We start from the raw sequence: 16224 nt of genomic DNA, 5'->3' as shown, positions 1-16224 counted from the left end.
AGGCGGGAAAGATGCCTTGACAAGCACCCCCAGACCGCAGGGAGGCTTCGTATCGGGGTGCGGGGGAGGGGCTGGGTGCCTCGATCGTTGGGTGCAGCGGTGCGGGTTGGTGAGTGGGGCTAGCGCCCCAATGTGGCATTGGGTGCATCAGATGCACCGAACGCCACATTGGGTGCGTGCGATGCACCCAATGCCACATTGGGTGCGTCGCGATCGCGGCCGTGGGGGCGGTCCGTGAAGGGCTCCTTGAGGGAATCTGATTCCTTCAAGGAGTCCTTCACGGACTCCGGGCGGCGCGTCAGGCCTGGGGGTGTCAGCCGACGCTGGCTTTTTCCGGGCAGACCAGGCTTTCCAGCAGTTCCACCGCGCGCCGGGCGGCTGGGTGCTCCGCGATCGGCTTCTTCACCGCGAGGCTGAGGTGCCGGACCGGCGCGGGGGAGGCCAGTGCGACCGTCGTGAGGCCGTCCGGCAGTTCGCCGATGCCCAGCGCCGGGACCACGGTCAGCCCGATTCCCGTTGCCACGAAAGACATCGCGGTCCGGTAGTCGTGGGTTTCGACGACGAAGCTGGGCGAGAACCCGGCTTGCGTGCAGGCGTTGAGCAGGACCTGCCGGCACGGGCCCTCGCGCAGGTCGTTGTCGACCCAATGCCGCTGCGCGAGCGCGGCCAGCGGCACCTCGGGCAGCCCGGCGAGCGGGTCGTCGAGGCGGACGACCGCCAGGTACGGGTCCTCGGCCAGCCGGTGCACGACGACCGACCCGGGGTGCTCGGCGCCGGTCTCCTCCACGAAGATGTCGATATCCGGGTCGCCCGGCGTGAACTCGGTCAGCATCAGGTCCAGCCGCAGGCCGGGGAACTCGGTGCGCAGCGCGGCGACTGTCGGGGCCAGCCACGTCGAGCCGGCCGAGCCGAAGTAGCCGATCGACAGCCGCCCGACGCGTCCGGCGCGCAGTTCGGTGACGACCTGCTCGACCCGGCTGAAGGACTCGAACAGCGCTTCCGCTTCGGCGGCGAGGGTCCGCCCGGCCTCGGTGGGCTCGATGCCGCGGCCGGACCGTTCGAACAGTTGCAGCCCGGTCTCCCGTTGCAGCGTGGTGATTTGCTGGCTCACCGCGGAGGGCGTGTAGCCGAGCGCGGCGGCGCTCGCACGAATCGACCCGGAGGCGACGACTGCGCGCAGCACGCGGAGGCGGGGGATGTCCAGCATGCTGCCAATGTACAGCGGCCCTTAACGGAGGTACAGAATTCATCGCTTGTGCTGTACATAGCCGCGAGGTGACGATGGCCAGGTGACCGATATCGTGGAAACCGCCCAGCCCGCCGTCAAGACCGACCTCGGCAAGATCGCGGCCGCTGCCGGGCTCGCCGTCGTGCTGTGGGCCTCGTCGTTCGTCGCCATCCGCAGCGTGGGGCACGCGCTGTCCCCGGCGCCGCTGGCGCTGCTGCGGCTCGCCGTCGCGGCCGTCGCGCTCACCGTGTTCGTACTGGCCAAGGGCGCCGTGCGCGTCCGGCTGTCCCGCAAGGCATTCCTGCTGGTCGCGGCGTACGCCGTGCTGTGGCTGGCCGCGTACACCGTCGTGCTCAACGCGGGGGAGCGGCACGTCGACGCCGGGACCGCGGCCTTGCTGGTGAACCTCGCGCCGCTGATGGTCGCCGTCGCGGCAGGGAAGTTCCTCGGCGAAGGCTTCTCGCGCTCGCTGATCATCGGCTCGCTCGTCGCGCTGGGCGGGGCCGCGCTGATCGCGACCGGCGCCACCGGAAGCAACGACTGGGCAGGCGTCCTGCTGTGCCTGCTGGCCGCTGTCCTGTACGCCGCCGGAGTCATGGTCCAGAAGGTGACGCTGCGCCACGTCGACGGGCTGACCGCCATCTGGCTCGGCTGTGTCGTCGGGACCGTCGTGCTGTTGCCGTGGGCGCCGCAGCTGATCGGCGAACTGCAGGTGGCACCCACCGGCGCGGTGCTCGGCAGTGTCTACTTGGGAGTGTTCCCCACCGCTGTCGGCTTCACGGCGTGGGCGTACGCCCTGCGCCGCACGGACGCCGGTCGCCTGACGATGGTGACCTACGCCGTGCCCGCGGTGGCGGTGGTGCTGTCGTGGCTGCTGCTCGCCGAAACCCCGAGCGCGTATGGGCTCATCGGCGGGGTGCTCTGCCTGGCTGGCGTGGCGATCTCGCGCCGCCGTTAACGGCGGCCCCACACCGAGACCAGGGGATAGGACGACACGGTGAACCGCGGATCGGCGAGCACTCGGCGGAACTGCTCAAGTTCCTCCGGCCGCACGCCGTCCGCGGCCAGCTTTTCCGCCAGTTCCATCGAATTCGCGGCCAGCAACCGGATCTCCGGACCGCCACCAGGCCAGCGCGTCGTCACCCGCGCGCTGCCGACCTCGCGCAATCCGGCCCCGGTGAGCACCTCCGGCAGCCGCCCGGCCCATTCGACGTCGCTGCCCGCCTGTTCGAGCAGGTCCAGGATCCGCCCTTGCACGGAGCCGAAAACCGCAGCGCTCTCCTCGTCGGGCGTGGCGAGCACGGTTTGGCCGCGCGGCTCGATCTCCTCGAGGACCAGCCAGCCGCCGGGTGCGAGGGCGTCCGCGAGTTTCGCTACCAGTTCGTCGCGTTCCGGGAAGTGGATCAGCACCAGCCGGGCGTGGATCAGGTCGAACTTGCGGTCCGGGAGCGGCTCCTCGCGCACGTCGTGGCGCACCGCCGAGGCGTTCGCGGGCAGGTCGGCCAGCAACCGGGTGTCGAGGTCGGTGGCCAGCACGTGGTCGGCCCGTTCGGCCAGCCACCGGGCGATCGACCCGCCGCCCGCGCCGATCTCCCAGCAGGACCAGCCCGCGCCGACCCCGAGGTTCCCCAGGTGCTGGACGGTGGTCGCGTCGTAGCTGGCTTCGAGGGCGGACATCCGGTCGCTGGCCGGGGCGGCCGCGTTGTCGAACGGGTACTCGTCGTCCATTCCGCCACCCTGCCAGCAACCGCGTGGCGGCGCTGGCAGGATGACGGAAGTCTCAGCAGGTTTCGCGCACGTAAGCGGAATCGCCCTTCGGCGTGACGTCCCGGTCGCGGCGGACGACGCTGAGAGTGGTGCCCCACTTGGCACACGCGTTGCTCAGGCCGTCCTCGGAGTATTCGATGACGATCACCTGGTTGCCGAAATACTGGGTGTACTCCGCGCAATTGTCCTGCTCGCCGCATTCCTCGGCGACGGCGAAGTCAAGGCCGTTGTCCGCCCGCGACGAGGCCAGTTCCGAGGTGTTCTTCTGGGCGATCGCGAGGCCTTTTCCGTGCGCGCGCGAGGAAAGCAGCTTGGCGAGGTCCTGGGCGTTCCGTGCGCTGAGCAGGCCCTGGGACCGGGTGAAGCTGTCGTAGTTGTCCGGCTCGACGGCCTGGTAGCCCTTGCCCGCGCACTCGTCGATCCACGTGCCGACCTTGTCCGCGATCCGGCCCCGCTTGTCCGCGGTGCGCAGGTCGAGCAGCGCTTCGTTCCAATGGCGATCCATGACGACGTTGCCGTCGCCGTCGCGCAGAACCAGGTCGCCCCAGTCCTTTTCGGCGCCGGGCTGAGCCTGGAAAGCGTTGACGTAGCAGATGTTGTACAGCCCGGCGGCCGCCGGGGCGCTGTGGTCGCGGCTGACGACCTCGACGCCCGCCGGCGGCTGGTAGGGGCCGCCGATCTGGTAGTCGAACCCGGCGTGCGGGGCCGGCAGCGGGACTTGGCTGTGCGGCGAGGGCAGCGGCGCGCTTTCCGCGGTGCCGCTGGCCCCGAGCGCGCACGCCGAACTGCCGATCAGCAGGGCGGCGGCGACGGTTCCGCGAGAAATCCGACCAGGAAGCGAATGCATCTGGTGACTCCAGCGTTGGTGAGTACGGCCCCGCCTCGGACGCTGGAGAAGACATCCTGGCGACTGGGTCCGGGCTCGCGGAAAGAAATCCGCATTACCGGCTGGGCGTACCTCTGGTGCCTGCCCGTCCGGCAGGCACCAGAAGCTTAGCGGATCACCGTGCCGCGCCGTCAAGACTCGTCAGCCGCCCAGCGTTTTCCGCAATCCGGGCTGGAGCGCGTCGCCGTGCGCGAGCACCATTTCGTCGCACAGTTCCCAGATGCGTTCGACCGGAAGCGCGGCCGCGGTGGCGGGATCGGTCATCGCGGCGTGGCGGATGTGCCGGGGATCGTCCTCGATCGCCGCGCGCACCACGAGTTCGGTGGTGCTCAAGTAGGTGCGGTTCAGCGCGGCGAGCTGCGGCGGCAACGCGTCGACCCGCGTCGGACGGATGCCGGTGGCGTCAGCGAGGCACGGCACCTCGACGGCTCCGGTCGCGGGGAGATTCGGGATCAGCCCGCGGTTGAGCACATTGCCGTAAACAGTGCGCGGCGTGCCGGTGACGACACTGTGGATGATCTGCGGCGCGTATTCGTTGGTGCCTTCGACGGTGAGCGGTTCGTCGCGTTCGATCGCCTGCCGGGTCCGTTCGTATTCGGCCTCGTTCTCCGCCACGACGTCCAGATACGCGCCGATCGGCAGCCGCAGCCGTTCGATTTCGCTGGCGTGGCCGAGATACCACGGCACGTATTCGGAGGAATGCTCGCTCGTTTCGGTGGGGTAGTAGCCGAGCCGCCGGAACATGTCGAACCGCACGCGCCGCCGCAGCTGCGGGTCCTCGGCGAGTTCGGCGAGCCGCGGGTACAGATCGTTGCCCTGGTGTTCCAGGCGCAGGATCCAGGCCTGGTGGTTGATGCCCGCGGCGTGGTAAGTGACCTCGGACAGCGGCACCTCCAGCAGCGCGGCCAGGTCGTGCACCGTCCAGTACACCGAATGGCACAGGCCGACGACGCGGTCCGAGCCGAGCGTCTCGGAGAGGTACTGCACGTTCATCGCCATCGGATTCGTGTAGTTCAGCAGCCACGCCCGCGGGCACACCTGCGCGATGTCCTCGCCGAGTTCGCGCAGGAACGGGAAAGTGCGCAGCGCACGGAAAATCCCGCCGACGCCGAGCGTGTCGCCGATCGTCTGCTTCACCCCGAAGCGCGCGGGGATGTCGAAGTCGACGCGGGTGGCCTCGCCCATTCCGATTTGGACCATGTTGATGACGAAGTCCGCGCCGTCAAGGGCTTCCCGGCGGTCCGCGTGCGCGGTGAGGACCGGCTTGGCCCCGCGCGCTTCGGCGATGCGACCGGCCGCCGCGTGCGCGATGCGCAGGCGTTCCGGGTCGATGTCGTGCAGCGCGACGTGCACCTCGGCCAGTTCGGGGTAGGCGAACAGGTCCGCGAGCAGACCCTGGGTGAACACGACGCTGCCGGCGCCGATGAAGGTGATCTTGGTGGTCATGCGCTTTCCGTTTCAGTGGTTTCGGTGAGGTGGAGCTCGTTCCAAGTGGGCTGGCCGTCGATCCCGCCGCGCGCGAGCGTCGAACGGCCGCCGCCCTCGACCCCGGCCCGCAGCGCGTCGCGGAGCGGCAGACCGCGCAGCGTCGCGGCGAGGAACGCGGCGTTGAAGCTGTCCCCGGCGCCGACGGTGTCGAGCGGGGTGATCGCGGACGCGGGAGCCGTGACGGTTTCGCCGCGGTGGTGCGCGAGAGCGCCGTCGGCACCGTTCTTGACGACGACGGTCGGACCCTGTGCGGCGAGATGGGCCGCGGCGTCGAGGAGGCTGGATTTCCCGGACAGCTGCAGGGCTTCGGCGGCGTTGGGCAGGAGGTAGCCGGTCTCCTGAAGGACCAGCGGGATGCCGCTGGGATCCCACTGCCGCGCTGGGTCGTCGTTGGTGTCCAGCGAGGTCGTCGCGCCGTGCGCCCGAGCGGTGCGGAACAGCTCCGGCAGCCCGGCGGCCAGCTTGGGCATCAGGAAGTACGACGAGGCGTGGACGTGCCGGGCGCTCGCCAGCAACTCGGCGGGGACGTCCGCCGCCGACACCGCGTCCAGCACTCCGGCGCTGGTGATGATGGCGCGGCTGTCGTCGCGGGTCAGGATCGCGGTGAGCGGGGTCGGCAACGTCGGGTCCACTGTGAGGGCTCGCGTGTCGACGCTGCGGTCCTCGAGGATGTCGCGGACGAAGCGACCGGCGGGGTCGTCGCCGATCCGACCGGCGAAGGCGACTTTCAGCCCCAGCCGGGCAGCTCCGGCGGCGGTGATCGCGGCGGACCCGCCGAGCGTCAGCGAGCCATGGCCGACGAGGTTCTCCCGTTGCCGGAAGTCGAGGTCCTCGGTCAGCGGCCCGAGGACGACGTCGGGGTTGACGTCGCCGAGCACGAGCAGGTCGAAGCGGTGCGGCATGCGTGGTTCCTCTGGACGACTCGTCAGCCTTTGAGGCCGCTGGAGGTGATGGACTGGATGAACGTCTTCTGCGCGCCCAGGAACGCCAGCAGCACCGGCGCCACGGTGATGACGTTCCCGGCCATCACCGCCGCCCAGTTGGTGTGGTGCTGTCCCTGGAAGGTGGTCAGGCCGAGCTGCAGCGTGTACTGGGTGTCGTGGTTGATCGCGATCAACGGCCAGGTCAGGTCGTTCCAGGTGCTCAGGAAGGTCAGCACCGCGACAGTGCTCAAGGCGGGCCTGGACAGCGGGAGCACGATCCGGACCAGCACTCGCAGCCGTGAACAGCCGTCGATCCAGGCCGCTTCTTCCAGTTCGCGCGGGAGCGACAGGAAAAATTGCCGAAGCAGGAACACAGCGAACGGCGTGACCAGCGACGGAACTATCAGCGCGCCGAGCGAGTCGATGAGGCCGAGCTTCTTCATCACCAGGAACGTCGGGATCATGGTGAGCTGGAAGGGCACCGCCATGGTCGCCATCATCAGCCCGAGCATCGCCTTCGAACCGCGGAACCGCATGCGCGCGAACGCGTAGCCGCCGAGCGAGCCGAACACGAGGTTGGCCGCCACGGTCACGACCGACACGATCAGCGAGTTGGAGAACCAGCGCAGGAACAGCGCGTTCTCCAGCACGTACCGGTAGCCGGAGAAGTCGATCCCGGACGGCCACAGCGACGGCGGGAACCGGTTGATCTCGGCGTTGCTCATCACCGAACTCAGCAGCAGCCACACCAGCGGGGCCGCGAACACCAGTGCCAGCGGAGCCAGCAGCAGATGCCACGGGCTGAACGGCAGCCGCCAGCGCTGGCGCGCGACATCAGGCAGCCGGGCCGCGGAAACCGGGGCGACGTGCGCGCGCGTGGTCATCGAGCCTCCTTGTTGCGGCGCAGCAGCCGGACGCCCAGCCCGAGCGCCAGCAGCACGACGGCGAGCACGTACGCGGCGGCGGCGCCGTATCCGGCGGTGAAGTTCTGGAACGCCTGCTGCCAGATGAAGTAGACGATCACCGTGGTCGAACCGAGCGGCCCGCCCTTCGTGGTGACGTAGGTCAGGTCGAACACCTGGAGCGATTGGATCAGCTGCCACAGCGTCAGGAACGTGGTCACCGGCAGCACGGCGGGCAGGGTGACGTGCCTCAGGATCCGGAATGGACCCGCGCCGTCCAGCCGCGCGGCTTCGACGAGCGACGGCGGCACGTCCTGCAGCGCGGCCAGGAAGACCACCATGCAGAATCCGGTGCCGCTCCACAGCGTGATGGCGACCAGGATCAGCAGCGCCTGCGACGGGTCGGTCAGAAACCCTTGCTGGCTCAGGCCTATCCGGTGCAGCAGCGAGTTGGCGACGCCGAATTCGGGGTCGAGGATGAACGAGAACAGGACGCCCTGCGCGGTCGCCGACAGCACGAACGGCACGAACATCAACGTCCGGTACACGCCGATGAAGCGCACCCGCCGGTTCAGCGCGAGCGCCAGCGCGAGGCCGAGCACGATGCTCAGCGGGACGTATAACGCCGTGTACAGCAGCGTGTTGCCGACCGCTTGGCCGAAGTGCGGGTCCTGCGCGAGCGCCGCGTAGTTGTCGACGCCGACGAACCGGGACGGGGTGACGAGGTCGTCGGCCTGGAACGACAGGATCAGCGACCACACCACGGGCACCAGGCCGAGGCCGATGATGACGATCACCGACGGGCTCAGGTAGGCCCAGGCGGCGGCGGTCTCGCGGCGGCGCCGGGTCTTGGCGGCCGGAGCGACTGTGATCGGGCCGGGATGTACGGACATGGGCGGGGTCCTAACGGGGGATGATGAGGGCGGCGTTGGCCGCGGAAGCGCAGTCGCGCATGGCGTCGGCGGGGGTCGCGCGCCCGAGCAGTACGGAGACGATCGCCGCGGCGACGGCCTGCGAAACCTGCGGGTAGGCGGGGTGGTTGGCGCGGACGTGCGAGTTCTCGAGCGACTTGACGAACACGGAAAGGCCCGCGGTGTCCCGGGTTTTCCGCTGCCACTCCGGAAGGCGTTGCGATTCGGCGCTCAGCGGGAGGCTGCCGGCGCCGACGTCCCAGACGACGTCCTGGGTCGGCGCGGTCAGCCAGCGCAGGAACGTCTTGGCCGCGGCGAGGCGGCGGTCGCCGTTGTCGAACACCGTCCAGGTGTCCGGGCCGGAGATGGTGATCGGGTTTCCGGTGAACGTGGGCAGCGGGACGATGTGGTAGTCGAGCCCCGCGTCGTTGATGTCGGGCAGTTGCCACGGACCGGTCGGCACCATCGCGATCCGGCCCGAGGCGAAGGCCTGGTACATCTGCTCGGAGCCCGGTTTCGGGTCGATGTAGACACTGCGGTCGGCGGAGAGTTGCCGGATGACGTCGAGCGCCCGCACCCCGCTGTCGGCGAAACCGATGCTGCGGCCGTCCTGGCCGACGATGGTGCCGCCGAGGTCCCAGATCATCGGCCACAGCCGCCAGACCGTGTCCTCGTCGCCCGCGCCGGGCCAGGCGGTGCCGAACTGTCCCTGGTCGCGGTTGGTCAGTTTCTTCGCGGCGGCCACGAAATCCGGCCAGCGCCAGTTGTCCTCCGGCAGTGGAACGCCGTGGTCCTGGAACAGTTTCTTGTTGCAGGCGACGGCGAGCGAGTCGAGCATCGCGGGCACGGCGCGGACGCGCTCGTTCACGGTGACCGCTTCGAGCGCGGGCTTCCAGAACTGGGTGCCTTGGCTGACGACGTCGTCCATGTCGGCCACTCGCGGACTGCGGGCGATGCTGGCGAGGTCGGAGCCGAAGATGTAGGCGATGTCCGGGTAGGAACCGGAGGCGAGCGCCGCGGTCACCTTCTGCAGCATGGCATCGGCGAGCACGCCGCCGCCGAGGTCGATCCGGATGTCGGGGTGCTCGCGCTCGAACGAGGCGACCAGCTGTTTGAGGACTTTGAGGCCGGTGTCGTTCTGGCCGTGCCACATTTCGACGGTGACCGGTCCGGACGTGGCGGCGGGCGCCTCGGCGCAGGCCGCGGCGGCGGGGACCAGTGCCATCGCTGCCGCGCCGCGGAGAAACCCGCGGCGGGTCAGGGTTCGCACGCGCATGGGATCGTTTTCCTTCCCTCGCGCTAGCGCTGCGGGCGGGGACGGCGGGAGGGTGGGGTCATCTGCGGTTTCCTTCCGGCGGGGAGAAGTGGGCGGCTACCGTTTCGGGGAGGGGAGGGATGTCGATCGGCACGGAGCCGGAGCGCAGGGATTGCGTGGCGAGTGCGCCCGTCGCCACGGCCTCGCGGGCGGCGATCGGCGACAGTTCCGGCGGGTCGCCGTGCACGACGTAACGCAGGAATTCAGTCATGGTAAGGAGATCGGCGTCCTGGTGTCCTGATGCGACACCGTCGATCGGGTGCTCGAGGTCTCCGTCCAGCGACCAGCCGCGGCGGCGATTCCACACTTTTACCGCGCCGCCGCCGGTGTCGCCGAAGTTCTCAGCGCGGCCTTCGGTGCCGATCACGGTGTAATTGCGCCAGTAATCGGGCGTGAAGTGGCATTGTTCGTAGCTGGCGAGGACGCCGTTGTCGAGTCGCATGTGGACCATCGAGAGGTCTTCGACGTCGACGACCGGGTTGAGGCCGGTTTGCGTTGCAGGGGGCCAGTTGTCGAAGGAGAACCAGTCGTCGGCGAGCCGGTCGCCTTGGCCGCTTCGGTCGGCGATCTCGCCGTAGACGGCCAGGTCGCCCATCGCGGTGACGCGGCGGGTGAAGCCGCCGGCGAGGTAGTGGATGACGTCGAGGTCGTGGCTGGCTTTCTGCAGCAGCAGGGAATTCACGCGGCTGCGGTCGGCGTGCCAGTCCTTGAAGTAGTAGTCGCCGCCGTTGCCGACGAAATGACGGCACCACACGGCTTTCACCTCGCCGATCTCGCCGCGGGTCACGACGTCGTGCAGCGTGCGGACGACGGCCGCGTGCCGGAAGTTGTGTCCGATGTAGAGCTTCGTGCCGGTTTCCTGGGCGGCGGCGAGGACCGCGTCCGCGTCGGGAAGCGTTGTGGCGAGCGGCTTTTCGAGGTACACGGCCACTCCGGCGCGGAGCAGGTCGACGGCGATCTCGGCGTGCGTCCAGTCCGGTGAGGTGACAATGGCGGCGTCGACCAGCTTGGCGAGTTCTTGGTGTCCGGCCACGACCTCGACGGCGCCGAACATTTCGCGTGCTCGCGCCCGGCCTCGCTCATCGGGATCCGAAGCGGCGACAATCTCCGCCGCGACCCCGGATTCCGTTACGTGCCGGGCGATCCCGGCCCGCAGGCCGACTCCGACCACACCGACCCGCAGCACCCCGCGGTTCGCCACGTCGCCACCTCACTTCTGCGTGATATTGATCTGCATCATGGCAAAACAATCAGAAATGCGCAACGGGCGGCTCATCCGGCGACGACGAGCTCCACAGAGGCCGCGGCCAGGTCGGCGGCGAACGACGCGGGCACCTCGGAGTCGGTGACCAGGACGTCGATCGCGTCGAGCCGGCAGATGCGGGCGAACGTCGGCTTCTCCCTCGTGCAGCTTAGTCGCGCCATGCTGCGCGCTCAGGCCGTCGACGCCGAGGATGACCGTGAACGCCGAGAGCGTGTCCGAGACGAGCGAGCCGACCAGTTCGTAGTACTGCCGCCGGTCACGGCGATCTTGACCTGCGCACGGACAGACGGCTCGTAGGCGATGTTGAGCGCGTTGGTGCCGACGGTCAGCCCGGGTTCGCCGTCGGTGCGGACGAACCGCTCGCTCTTGCCCAGCGCGCGGGCGACCTCGGTGGCCGTGGTGCCGCCGTTGCTGCCGACGGTTTCCCTTGGCCGCGCCAGGTCGGCGGCGCGGGCGGCGATCGCGGTCTTCGCCTCGGCCTGCCGCGCGCTCTTGTACTGCGGCGGCAGTTCGTAGCCGGTGCGGCGGCCCGGCCGTGGGTGCGTGTGATCAGCGAGGATCGTCAAGTCCCGCAGCGCGGTCGCGGGGGAGACGTCGAGCGCGTCGCCGATCTCCGAAATCGTGACGTTGCCCCGTTCGCTCACCAATTCGAGCAGGACGTTCAAGCGTTGCCGGGGCGTCATGCCGGGTCTCTCGGTCCTGGTCGGAGGCGGTCCGGTGCTGATCCGAGAGCGCGCGTCGACGCAACTGCGTGAGCGAATCTGCATGTGAACGCCTAGACCGATCAAAATCACTCAAGTACCCTGACGGAGGCGATCACGTCCCTCGCCCTGGATCGAAAGGCCTTCATCCCGTGTCCTCCCTTCCGGATGCCCCCGGCTCCTTCGTGGCCGCCGAACTGGCTTCCCAGCCCGAGATGTGGCGCGCCGCGGCCGCCCTCGCCCCGTCCGCCGCCCTGCCCCGGCCGGGCGAACGAGTGGCGGTCGTCGGCTGCGGCACCAGCTGGTTCATCGCGATGAGCTACGCCGTCGCCCGCGAACAACGCGGCCACGGGATCACCGACGCCTTCGCCGGCTCCGAGTATCCGGCGTCGCGCGAATACGACCGCGTCGTGGCGATCTCCCGCTCCGGCACCACGACCGAGATCATCGACCTGCTCACCGCCCTGCCCGCGCAGCGCACCGTGCTGATCACCGCGGTCGGCGACAGCCCCGCTGCCGCACTCGCGGACGAGGTCGTCGAGCTTTCCTTCGCCGACGAACAATCTGTCGTGCAAACGCGGTTCGCCACCACCGCACTCGCGCTGCTGCGCGCGGGCCTGGGCGACGACATCGACCGGCTCGCCGCGGCCTGCTCCGACGCGTTGGCCCAACCGGTCGACGACCTGCTCGACGCCGAACAGGTCACCTTCGTCGGCCGCGGCCCGGCCGTCGGCCTGGCCTGCGAGGCGGCGCTGAAAACCCGCGAGGCGGCACAGTTCTGGGCCGAGTCCTATCCCGCCATGGACTACCGCCACGGCCCGATCGCGATCGCTCAGCCAGGCCGTCTCGTCTGGTCGCTAGGCGAGCCCCCCGCCGGGCTCGCGGACGAGGTCGCCCGCACCGGCGCGCGATTCGTGCACCACGACCTGGACCCGCTGGCCGCACTCGTGGTCGCGCAACGCTTCGCCGTCGCGCTGGCCGCCCGGCGCGGCCTTGACCCCGACCGCCCGCGTTCGCTGACGCGCTCGGTCATCCTCGCCTGATGATCGTCGCCGTGACGCCGAACCCGGCCATCGACGTCACCTACCGGGTCGGCACCCATACGCCCGGCGACACGAACCGGGTGCTGGAGGTGCGGCGACGCCCAGGCGGCAAGGGCGTCAACGTCGCCCGGGTGCTGGCCGCACTGGACGTCCCGGTCAAGGCGGTGCTCCCGTTGGGCGGGGACGCGGGCCGATGGCTCGGTTCTGCCTTGGACGTCCCGTTCGACGCCGTCCCGATTTCTGGCGAGAACCGCACCACCGTGACGGTGACCGGGGACGGTCACCCCACTGTCTATACGGAGCCCGGCCCGGAAGTGTCCGAAGTGGAATGGACGGCTTTCGGCAGGTGCCTGGCCGCGTGCTTGTCTGATGCCGGATTCCTGGTGGTTTCCGGTTCCCTGCCGCGCGGTGCCTCGCCGGACTTGGTCGCGGAGTGGGTCCGCATCGCCCGGAAAGCCGGGGTACGGACACTGGTCGACGCATCTGGTCCAGCTCTGCTGGCCGCTGCGCGGGCCGGCGCTGTCGTGAAGCCGAACCGGGCTGAGCTGCTCGACGCGACATCTGCGGCCGACGAGGCTTCCGGCGCGGGAATGCTTCTCCGCCTTGGCGCGGAGTTGGCCGTCGTTTCGCGCGGGGCCGACGGAATCGCTGCCTACACCCCGGGCGGTGTCTTCACCGTCCCCGCCATTCCCGGCGTGCACGGCAACCCCACCGGTGCCGGAGACGCCGCAACCGCCGGACTGGCTGCAGCCCTCGCCACCGGTCGTCCCCTGATCGAAGCCCTGCGCACTGCCGCCGCACTGGGTGCCGCAGCCGTCCTCCGCCCAGTCGCGGGAGAGGTCGATCTGCCCGCCTACCGTCGATTCCTGAACGGAGCCCCCGCATGATCACCCGCCCCGACCTGCCCCGGCTGCTGGCCGCCGCCCGTGCGCGCGGCGCCGCCGTGGGCGCGTTCAACGTGATCATGCTGGAACACGCCGAGGCCATCGCCGACGGCGCGGAACAAGCCGGATTGCCGGTGGTGCTCCAAATCAGCGAGAACTGCGTCCGCTACCACGGCGGCCTGGCCCCGATCACCGTGGCGTCGTTGGAAATCGCTCGCCGCGCGTCTGCGGACATGCTGGTGCACCTGGACCACATCGAAGACCCCGAGCTGATCCGCGAAGGCATCGCACTGGGCGTCGACAGCGTGATGTACGACGGCTCGCGCCTGCCCTACGCGGAAAACCTGCGCACGACCCGCGAAATCGCCGATCTGTGCCACGAGGCGGGCGTGGCAGTGGAAGCGGAACTAGGCGAGGTCGGCGGCAAGGACGGCGTACACGCCCCCGGCGCCCGCACCGACCCGGCCGAAGCAGCGGACTTCGTGGCCGCAACCGGAGTCGACGCGCTGGCGGTGGCTGTCGGCACGTCCCACGCGATGGTGGAGCGGACCGCTCAAGTGGACCGCTCGCTGGTGACCCGATTGCGAGACGCCGTCCCGGTCCCGCTCGTATTGCACGGCTCGTCCGGCCTGTCCGACGAAGAACTGCGCGGTGCGGTGGTGAGCGGGATGACCAAGGTCAATATCTCAACGCACCTGAACGGCCTGTTCACGCGCTCGGTGCGGCAGTTCCTGGCGGAGCAGCCGGAGGCGGTGGACCCGAGGAAGTACGTCAGGCTGGGGAGGACGGCGGTGGCTTCGGAGACTGCTCGGCTTCTGCGCCTGCTGGCGGGTTGACCCTGGGCGGCCTGTACTGGTGCATGCGATAAGCAGTGGGGAGCGGTCCGTTGACTGTCTCCGGAGTCAGGCTGAATCCGAGGTGTCGCCCCAGGATCGCCATCATCGCGACCGACGCGTCGCGGATGGTCGCACGTGACGGGAAGTCGATGAGCCCGGCGTCGAACATCTCGTCGTCGAACATGTGGGGGCGACTCCCGGCCCGGGAGTCGTAGGGCGCGCCGCACCCGAACGCGAAGACGAAATCGCCGTGCGAGAGATAACTGACCTCCGCCGGGTCGAACGGGTTGGCGGAGATGAGGACAACCTCGGTGTTCTGGGCCAGGTGGCTCGAGATGCCGTCGACGTAGCTCTTCTGCTGCGAGTACTCCACCGCGACGGTCCATTCGCCGGACTCGGCGACGCGGATCCACTGCGGCCCCTCGTCGTAGATGCCCGTTTGCAGCACCGGGTCGGTCAGCGCTTGCCGCGCGGTCATCGTCCGTGCCGAGTCCGGGTCGATGTCGAACGTGCGGAACACCTCGGCGACGCCCATCCCGCGCACGAAAGTCAGTGCGCCGCTGGGGATGACGCCGGCGGAGGCCAGCCAAGCCCAGCCCGGATCCAGCCGGTACCGGTCGGCCACTGGCGATTTCTCGTTCATCGGCGTTCCTCCGCCGACGATCTTATGCGCCCGCGGCGTCCTGGTGTGCAAACCCGCGCATCCGGTACTCTTGGTATACCAAAGCGCTCCCGCTGAGAAAGGTGCTCTCCGTGTTGATCCGTGACGTCCGTCCCTGGGGCGGTCAGCGCAGCGACGTCGAGGTGGCCGGCGACCGGATCGCCGCGGTCCGGCCGCATGATCCGGCGGTGGCGCCTGGGCCGGACGTGGTCGAGGGGCGCGGGCGGTTGCTGTTCCCGTCGTTCAGCGACGTGCACGTCCACCTCGACTCGACGCGGATCGGGCTGCCGTTCCGGCCGCACACCGGCGCGCCGGGGGTGTGGGCGATGATGCTGAACGACCGCGAGAACTGGCGGGACGCCGAAGTCCCGCTGCCGGAGCGCGTCGCGGGCACGCTGGAGCGGATGATCGCGAACGGCACCACTCGCGTGCGGACTTACGCGCAGGTCGACGTGGACTGCCAGCTGGAGAAGCTCGACGCTGTCCTCGCGGCGAAGGAGCGGTTCGCCGGGCACGCGGACGTCGAGGTGATGGCGTTTCCGCAGGCCGGGATCCTGCGCGAGCCGGGCACGGTGGACGTGCTGGAGGCCTCGCTGCGTTCGGGCGCGTCGGTCGTCGGCGGGATCGACCCGTGTTCGCTCGACAAGGATCCCAAGGGGCACTTGGACGTCGTGTTCGGGCTGGCCGAGAAGTACGGCGTCGAGGTGGACATCCACCTGCACGAACCGGGGCATCTCGGCGTGTTTTCGACGGACCTGGTGATCGAGCGGGTCCGCGCGCTGGACATGCGCGGCAAGGTGACCATGTCGCACGCGTACGAGCTGGGGTCGGTTTCGGAAGCGGTGAGCCGCCGGCTGATCGACACGTTCGCGGAGCTGGACATCGCGATGGCGACCGTCGCGCCGTCCGTCGACCGGCAGTTGTCGCTCGCGGACCTGACGGCCTCGGGCGTGCGCGTCGGGCTGGGGGAGGACGGCCAGCGGGACTACTGGAGCCCGTACGGCAACTGCGACCTCCTCGACCGCACCTGGCAGCTGGCTTTCACCCACGGCTTCCGCCGCGACGAGCTGATCGAGATGGCCCTGGCGGTCGCGACGATCGGCGGCGCTTCGATCATGAGCCACGACGTCCCGCGATTGGCGGGCGTCGACGACCGGCCCGGGGTGGCCGTCGGCGACCGCGCGGACCTGGTCCTGGTGGACGGCGAGACCCCGACGAGCGCGGTGATGGACCGGGGCAAGGACCGAACGGTGCTGCACGACGGGGTCGTGGTGGCCGATGGCCTGGCGGTCCTCGACCTCTGACCCCGGAAAGGTCCGTGAGGGGAACCCTGAGGGACTCATATAAACAAAACGTAGGCCCCCCCGTCAAAACATTTGGAGGGTCCGCCGCCGGCCTATAGGAGACGAAAAAAA

General features: G+C 69.5%; 17 protein-coding genes. 5 read left to right on the top strand and 12 right to left on the bottom strand.

From position 1 onward, the window contains the following. Positions 1 to 313: 313 nt before the first annotated feature. The gene (locus ABZX37_RS47620; RefSeq protein WP_354750958.1) at positions 314 to 1207 is read right to left on the bottom strand and encodes a LysR family transcriptional regulator; all 894 of its coding nucleotides are present in this window, start codon (positions 1205 to 1207) and stop codon (positions 314 to 316) included. An 82-nt stretch (positions 1208 to 1289) separates the two neighbouring features. Between ABZX37_RS47620 and ABZX37_RS47615 the strand changes: the two genes are divergently transcribed. After that, entirely contained in the window at positions 1290 to 2186 is an 897-nt protein-coding gene (locus ABZX37_RS47615; protein WP_354750957.1) for a DMT family transporter, read from the top strand. Here ABZX37_RS47615 and ABZX37_RS47610 read toward each other — a convergent pair. The 10 genes from ABZX37_RS47610 to ABZX37_RS47565 form a co-directional block, all read right to left on the bottom strand. Next, entirely contained in the window at positions 2183 to 2956 is a 774-nt protein-coding gene (locus tag ABZX37_RS47610) for a class I SAM-dependent methyltransferase (RefSeq protein WP_354750956.1), read from the bottom strand. The two genes, ABZX37_RS47615 and ABZX37_RS47610, sit on opposite strands and share 4 nt — an antisense overlap. A gap of 52 nt (positions 2957 to 3008) precedes the next feature. Beyond that, the gene (locus tag ABZX37_RS47605) at positions 3009 to 3842 is read right to left on the bottom strand and encodes an endo alpha-1,4 polygalactosaminidase (protein WP_354750955.1); all 834 of its coding nucleotides are present in this window, start codon (positions 3840 to 3842) and stop codon (positions 3009 to 3011) included. A gap of 180 nt (positions 3843 to 4022) precedes the next feature. Further along, positions 4023 to 5327, bottom strand: coding sequence for an alpha-glucosidase/alpha-galactosidase (locus tag ABZX37_RS47600; protein ID WP_354750954.1), 1305 nt, complete (start codon positions 5325 to 5327; stop codon positions 4023 to 4025). After that, the gene (locus ABZX37_RS47595; RefSeq protein WP_354750953.1) at positions 5324 to 6271 is read right to left on the bottom strand and encodes a carbohydrate kinase family protein; all 948 of its coding nucleotides are present in this window, start codon (positions 6269 to 6271) and stop codon (positions 5324 to 5326) included. The genes ABZX37_RS47600 and ABZX37_RS47595 overlap by 4 nt, the downstream gene beginning before the upstream one ends. A 23-nt stretch (positions 6272 to 6294) precedes the next feature. Beyond that, complete coding sequence (locus ABZX37_RS47590) at positions 6295 to 7176, bottom strand: carbohydrate ABC transporter permease (protein ID WP_354750952.1); 882 nt, start codon at positions 7174 to 7176, stop codon at positions 6295 to 6297. Beyond that, the gene (locus ABZX37_RS47585) at positions 7173 to 8087 is read right to left on the bottom strand and encodes a sugar ABC transporter permease (protein WP_354750951.1); all 915 of its coding nucleotides are present in this window, start codon (positions 8085 to 8087) and stop codon (positions 7173 to 7175) included. Before ABZX37_RS47585 ends, ABZX37_RS47590 begins: the two co-directional genes overlap by 4 nt. 10 nt (positions 8088 to 8097) lie before the next feature. Beyond that, positions 8098 to 9381 (bottom strand): ABC transporter substrate-binding protein, encoded by a 1284-nt coding sequence (locus ABZX37_RS47580; RefSeq protein ID WP_354750950.1) that lies wholly within the window; start codon positions 9379 to 9381, stop codon positions 8098 to 8100. Between the two features lie 58 nt (positions 9382 to 9439). Next, positions 9440 to 10621, bottom strand: a complete 1182-nt coding sequence (locus ABZX37_RS47575) for a Gfo/Idh/MocA family oxidoreductase (RefSeq protein ID WP_354750949.1) — start codon at positions 10619 to 10621, stop codon at positions 9440 to 9442. A 71-nt stretch (positions 10622 to 10692) separates the two neighbouring features. Further along, positions 10693 to 10845 carry a hypothetical protein gene (locus ABZX37_RS47570; protein WP_354750948.1) on the bottom strand — a complete coding sequence of 51 codons (153 nt, stop codon included), beginning with the start codon at positions 10843 to 10845 and terminating at the stop codon, positions 10693 to 10695. A 9-nt stretch (positions 10846 to 10854) separates the two neighbouring features. Continuing rightward, positions 10855 to 11367, bottom strand: coding sequence for a DeoR family transcriptional regulator (locus tag ABZX37_RS47565; protein WP_354750947.1), 513 nt, complete (start codon positions 11365 to 11367; stop codon positions 10855 to 10857). 233 nt (positions 11368 to 11600) lie between these two features. On the opposite strand from ABZX37_RS47565, the gene ABZX37_RS47560 reads away from it, so the two are divergent. Genes ABZX37_RS47560 through ABZX37_RS47550 form a run of 3 tightly spaced genes read left to right on the top strand, consistent with a single transcriptional unit; the run spans position 11601 to position 14148 of the window. Beyond that, the gene (locus tag ABZX37_RS47560) at positions 11601 to 12428 is read left to right on the top strand and encodes an SIS domain-containing protein (protein WP_354750959.1); all 828 of its coding nucleotides are present in this window, start codon (positions 11601 to 11603) and stop codon (positions 12426 to 12428) included. Further along, positions 12428 to 13315 (top strand): hexose kinase, encoded by an 888-nt coding sequence (locus tag ABZX37_RS47555; protein WP_354750946.1) that lies wholly within the window; start codon positions 12428 to 12430, stop codon positions 13313 to 13315. Before ABZX37_RS47560 ends, ABZX37_RS47555 begins: the two co-directional genes overlap by 1 nt. Further along, complete coding sequence (locus ABZX37_RS47550) at positions 13312 to 14148, top strand: class II fructose-bisphosphate aldolase (protein ID WP_354750945.1); 837 nt, start codon at positions 13312 to 13314, stop codon at positions 14146 to 14148. The genes ABZX37_RS47555 and ABZX37_RS47550 overlap by 4 nt, the downstream gene beginning before the upstream one ends. Here ABZX37_RS47550 and ABZX37_RS47545 read toward each other — a convergent pair. Next, positions 14084 to 14791: a DUF6461 domain-containing protein gene (locus ABZX37_RS47545; protein ID WP_354750944.1), complete on the bottom strand. Its 708-nt coding sequence runs from the start codon at positions 14789 to 14791 to the stop codon at positions 14084 to 14086. The two genes, ABZX37_RS47550 and ABZX37_RS47545, sit on opposite strands and share 65 nt — an antisense overlap. Positions 14792 to 14901: 110 nt before the next feature. Here ABZX37_RS47545 and ABZX37_RS47540 point away from each other — a divergent pair, with 110 nt between their 5' ends. Next, the gene (locus ABZX37_RS47540; protein WP_354750943.1) at positions 14902 to 16113 is read left to right on the top strand and encodes an amidohydrolase family protein; all 1212 of its coding nucleotides are present in this window, start codon (positions 14902 to 14904) and stop codon (positions 16111 to 16113) included. The last annotated feature ends 111 nt before the right edge of the window (positions 16114 to 16224 follow it).

It is taken from the genome of Amycolatopsis sp. NPDC004079, assembly GCF_040610415.1.
Classification (GTDB): Bacteria; Actinomycetota; Actinomycetes; order Mycobacteriales; family Pseudonocardiaceae; genus Amycolatopsis; species Amycolatopsis halotolerans.
Note: the sequence above shows the minus strand (reverse complement) of the source record. Positions and strands in the feature narration are given on the sequence as shown.

Coding starts and splice junctions, on each gene's coding strand:
- ABZX37_RS47570 (WP_354750948.1), bottom strand. CDS start 10,845: ATGGCGCGACTAAGCTGCACGAGGGAGAAGCCGACGTTCGCCCGCATC.
- ABZX37_RS47550 (WP_354750945.1), top strand. CDS start 13,312: ATGATCACCCGCCCCGACCTGCCCCGGCTGCTGGCCGCCGCCCGTGCG.
- ABZX37_RS47545 (WP_354750944.1), bottom strand. CDS start 14,791: ATGAACGAGAAATCGCCAGTGGCCGACCGGTACCGGCTGGATCCGGGC.
- ABZX37_RS47620 (WP_354750958.1), bottom strand. CDS start 1,207: ATGCTGGACATCCCCCGCCTCCGCGTGCTGCGCGCAGTCGTCGCCTCC.
- ABZX37_RS47560 (WP_354750959.1), top strand. CDS start 11,601: ATGTGGCGCGCCGCGGCCGCCCTCGCCCCGTCCGCCGCCCTGCCCCGG.
- ABZX37_RS47580 (WP_354750950.1), bottom strand. CDS start 9,381: ATGCGCGTGCGAACCCTGACCCGCCGCGGGTTTCTCCGCGGCGCGGCA.
- ABZX37_RS47555 (WP_354750946.1), top strand. CDS start 12,428: ATGATCGTCGCCGTGACGCCGAACCCGGCCATCGACGTCACCTACCGG.
- ABZX37_RS47590 (WP_354750952.1), bottom strand. CDS start 7,176: ATGACCACGCGCGCGCACGTCGCCCCGGTTTCCGCGGCCCGGCTGCCT.
- ABZX37_RS47600 (WP_354750954.1), bottom strand. CDS start 5,327: ATGACCACCAAGATCACCTTCATCGGCGCCGGCAGCGTCGTGTTCACC.
- ABZX37_RS47585 (WP_354750951.1), bottom strand. CDS start 8,087: ATGTCCGTACATCCCGGCCCGATCACAGTCGCTCCGGCCGCCAAGACC.
- ABZX37_RS47595 (WP_354750953.1), bottom strand. CDS start 6,271: ATGCCGCACCGCTTCGACCTGCTCGTGCTCGGCGACGTCAACCCCGAC.
- ABZX37_RS47610 (WP_354750956.1), bottom strand. CDS start 2,956: ATGGACGACGAGTACCCGTTCGACAACGCGGCCGCCCCGGCCAGCGAC.
- ABZX37_RS47565 (WP_354750947.1), bottom strand. CDS start 11,367: ATGACGCCCCGGCAACGCTTGAACGTCCTGCTCGAATTGGTGAGCGAA.
- ABZX37_RS47605 (WP_354750955.1), bottom strand. CDS start 3,842: ATGCATTCGCTTCCTGGTCGGATTTCTCGCGGAACCGTCGCCGCCGCC.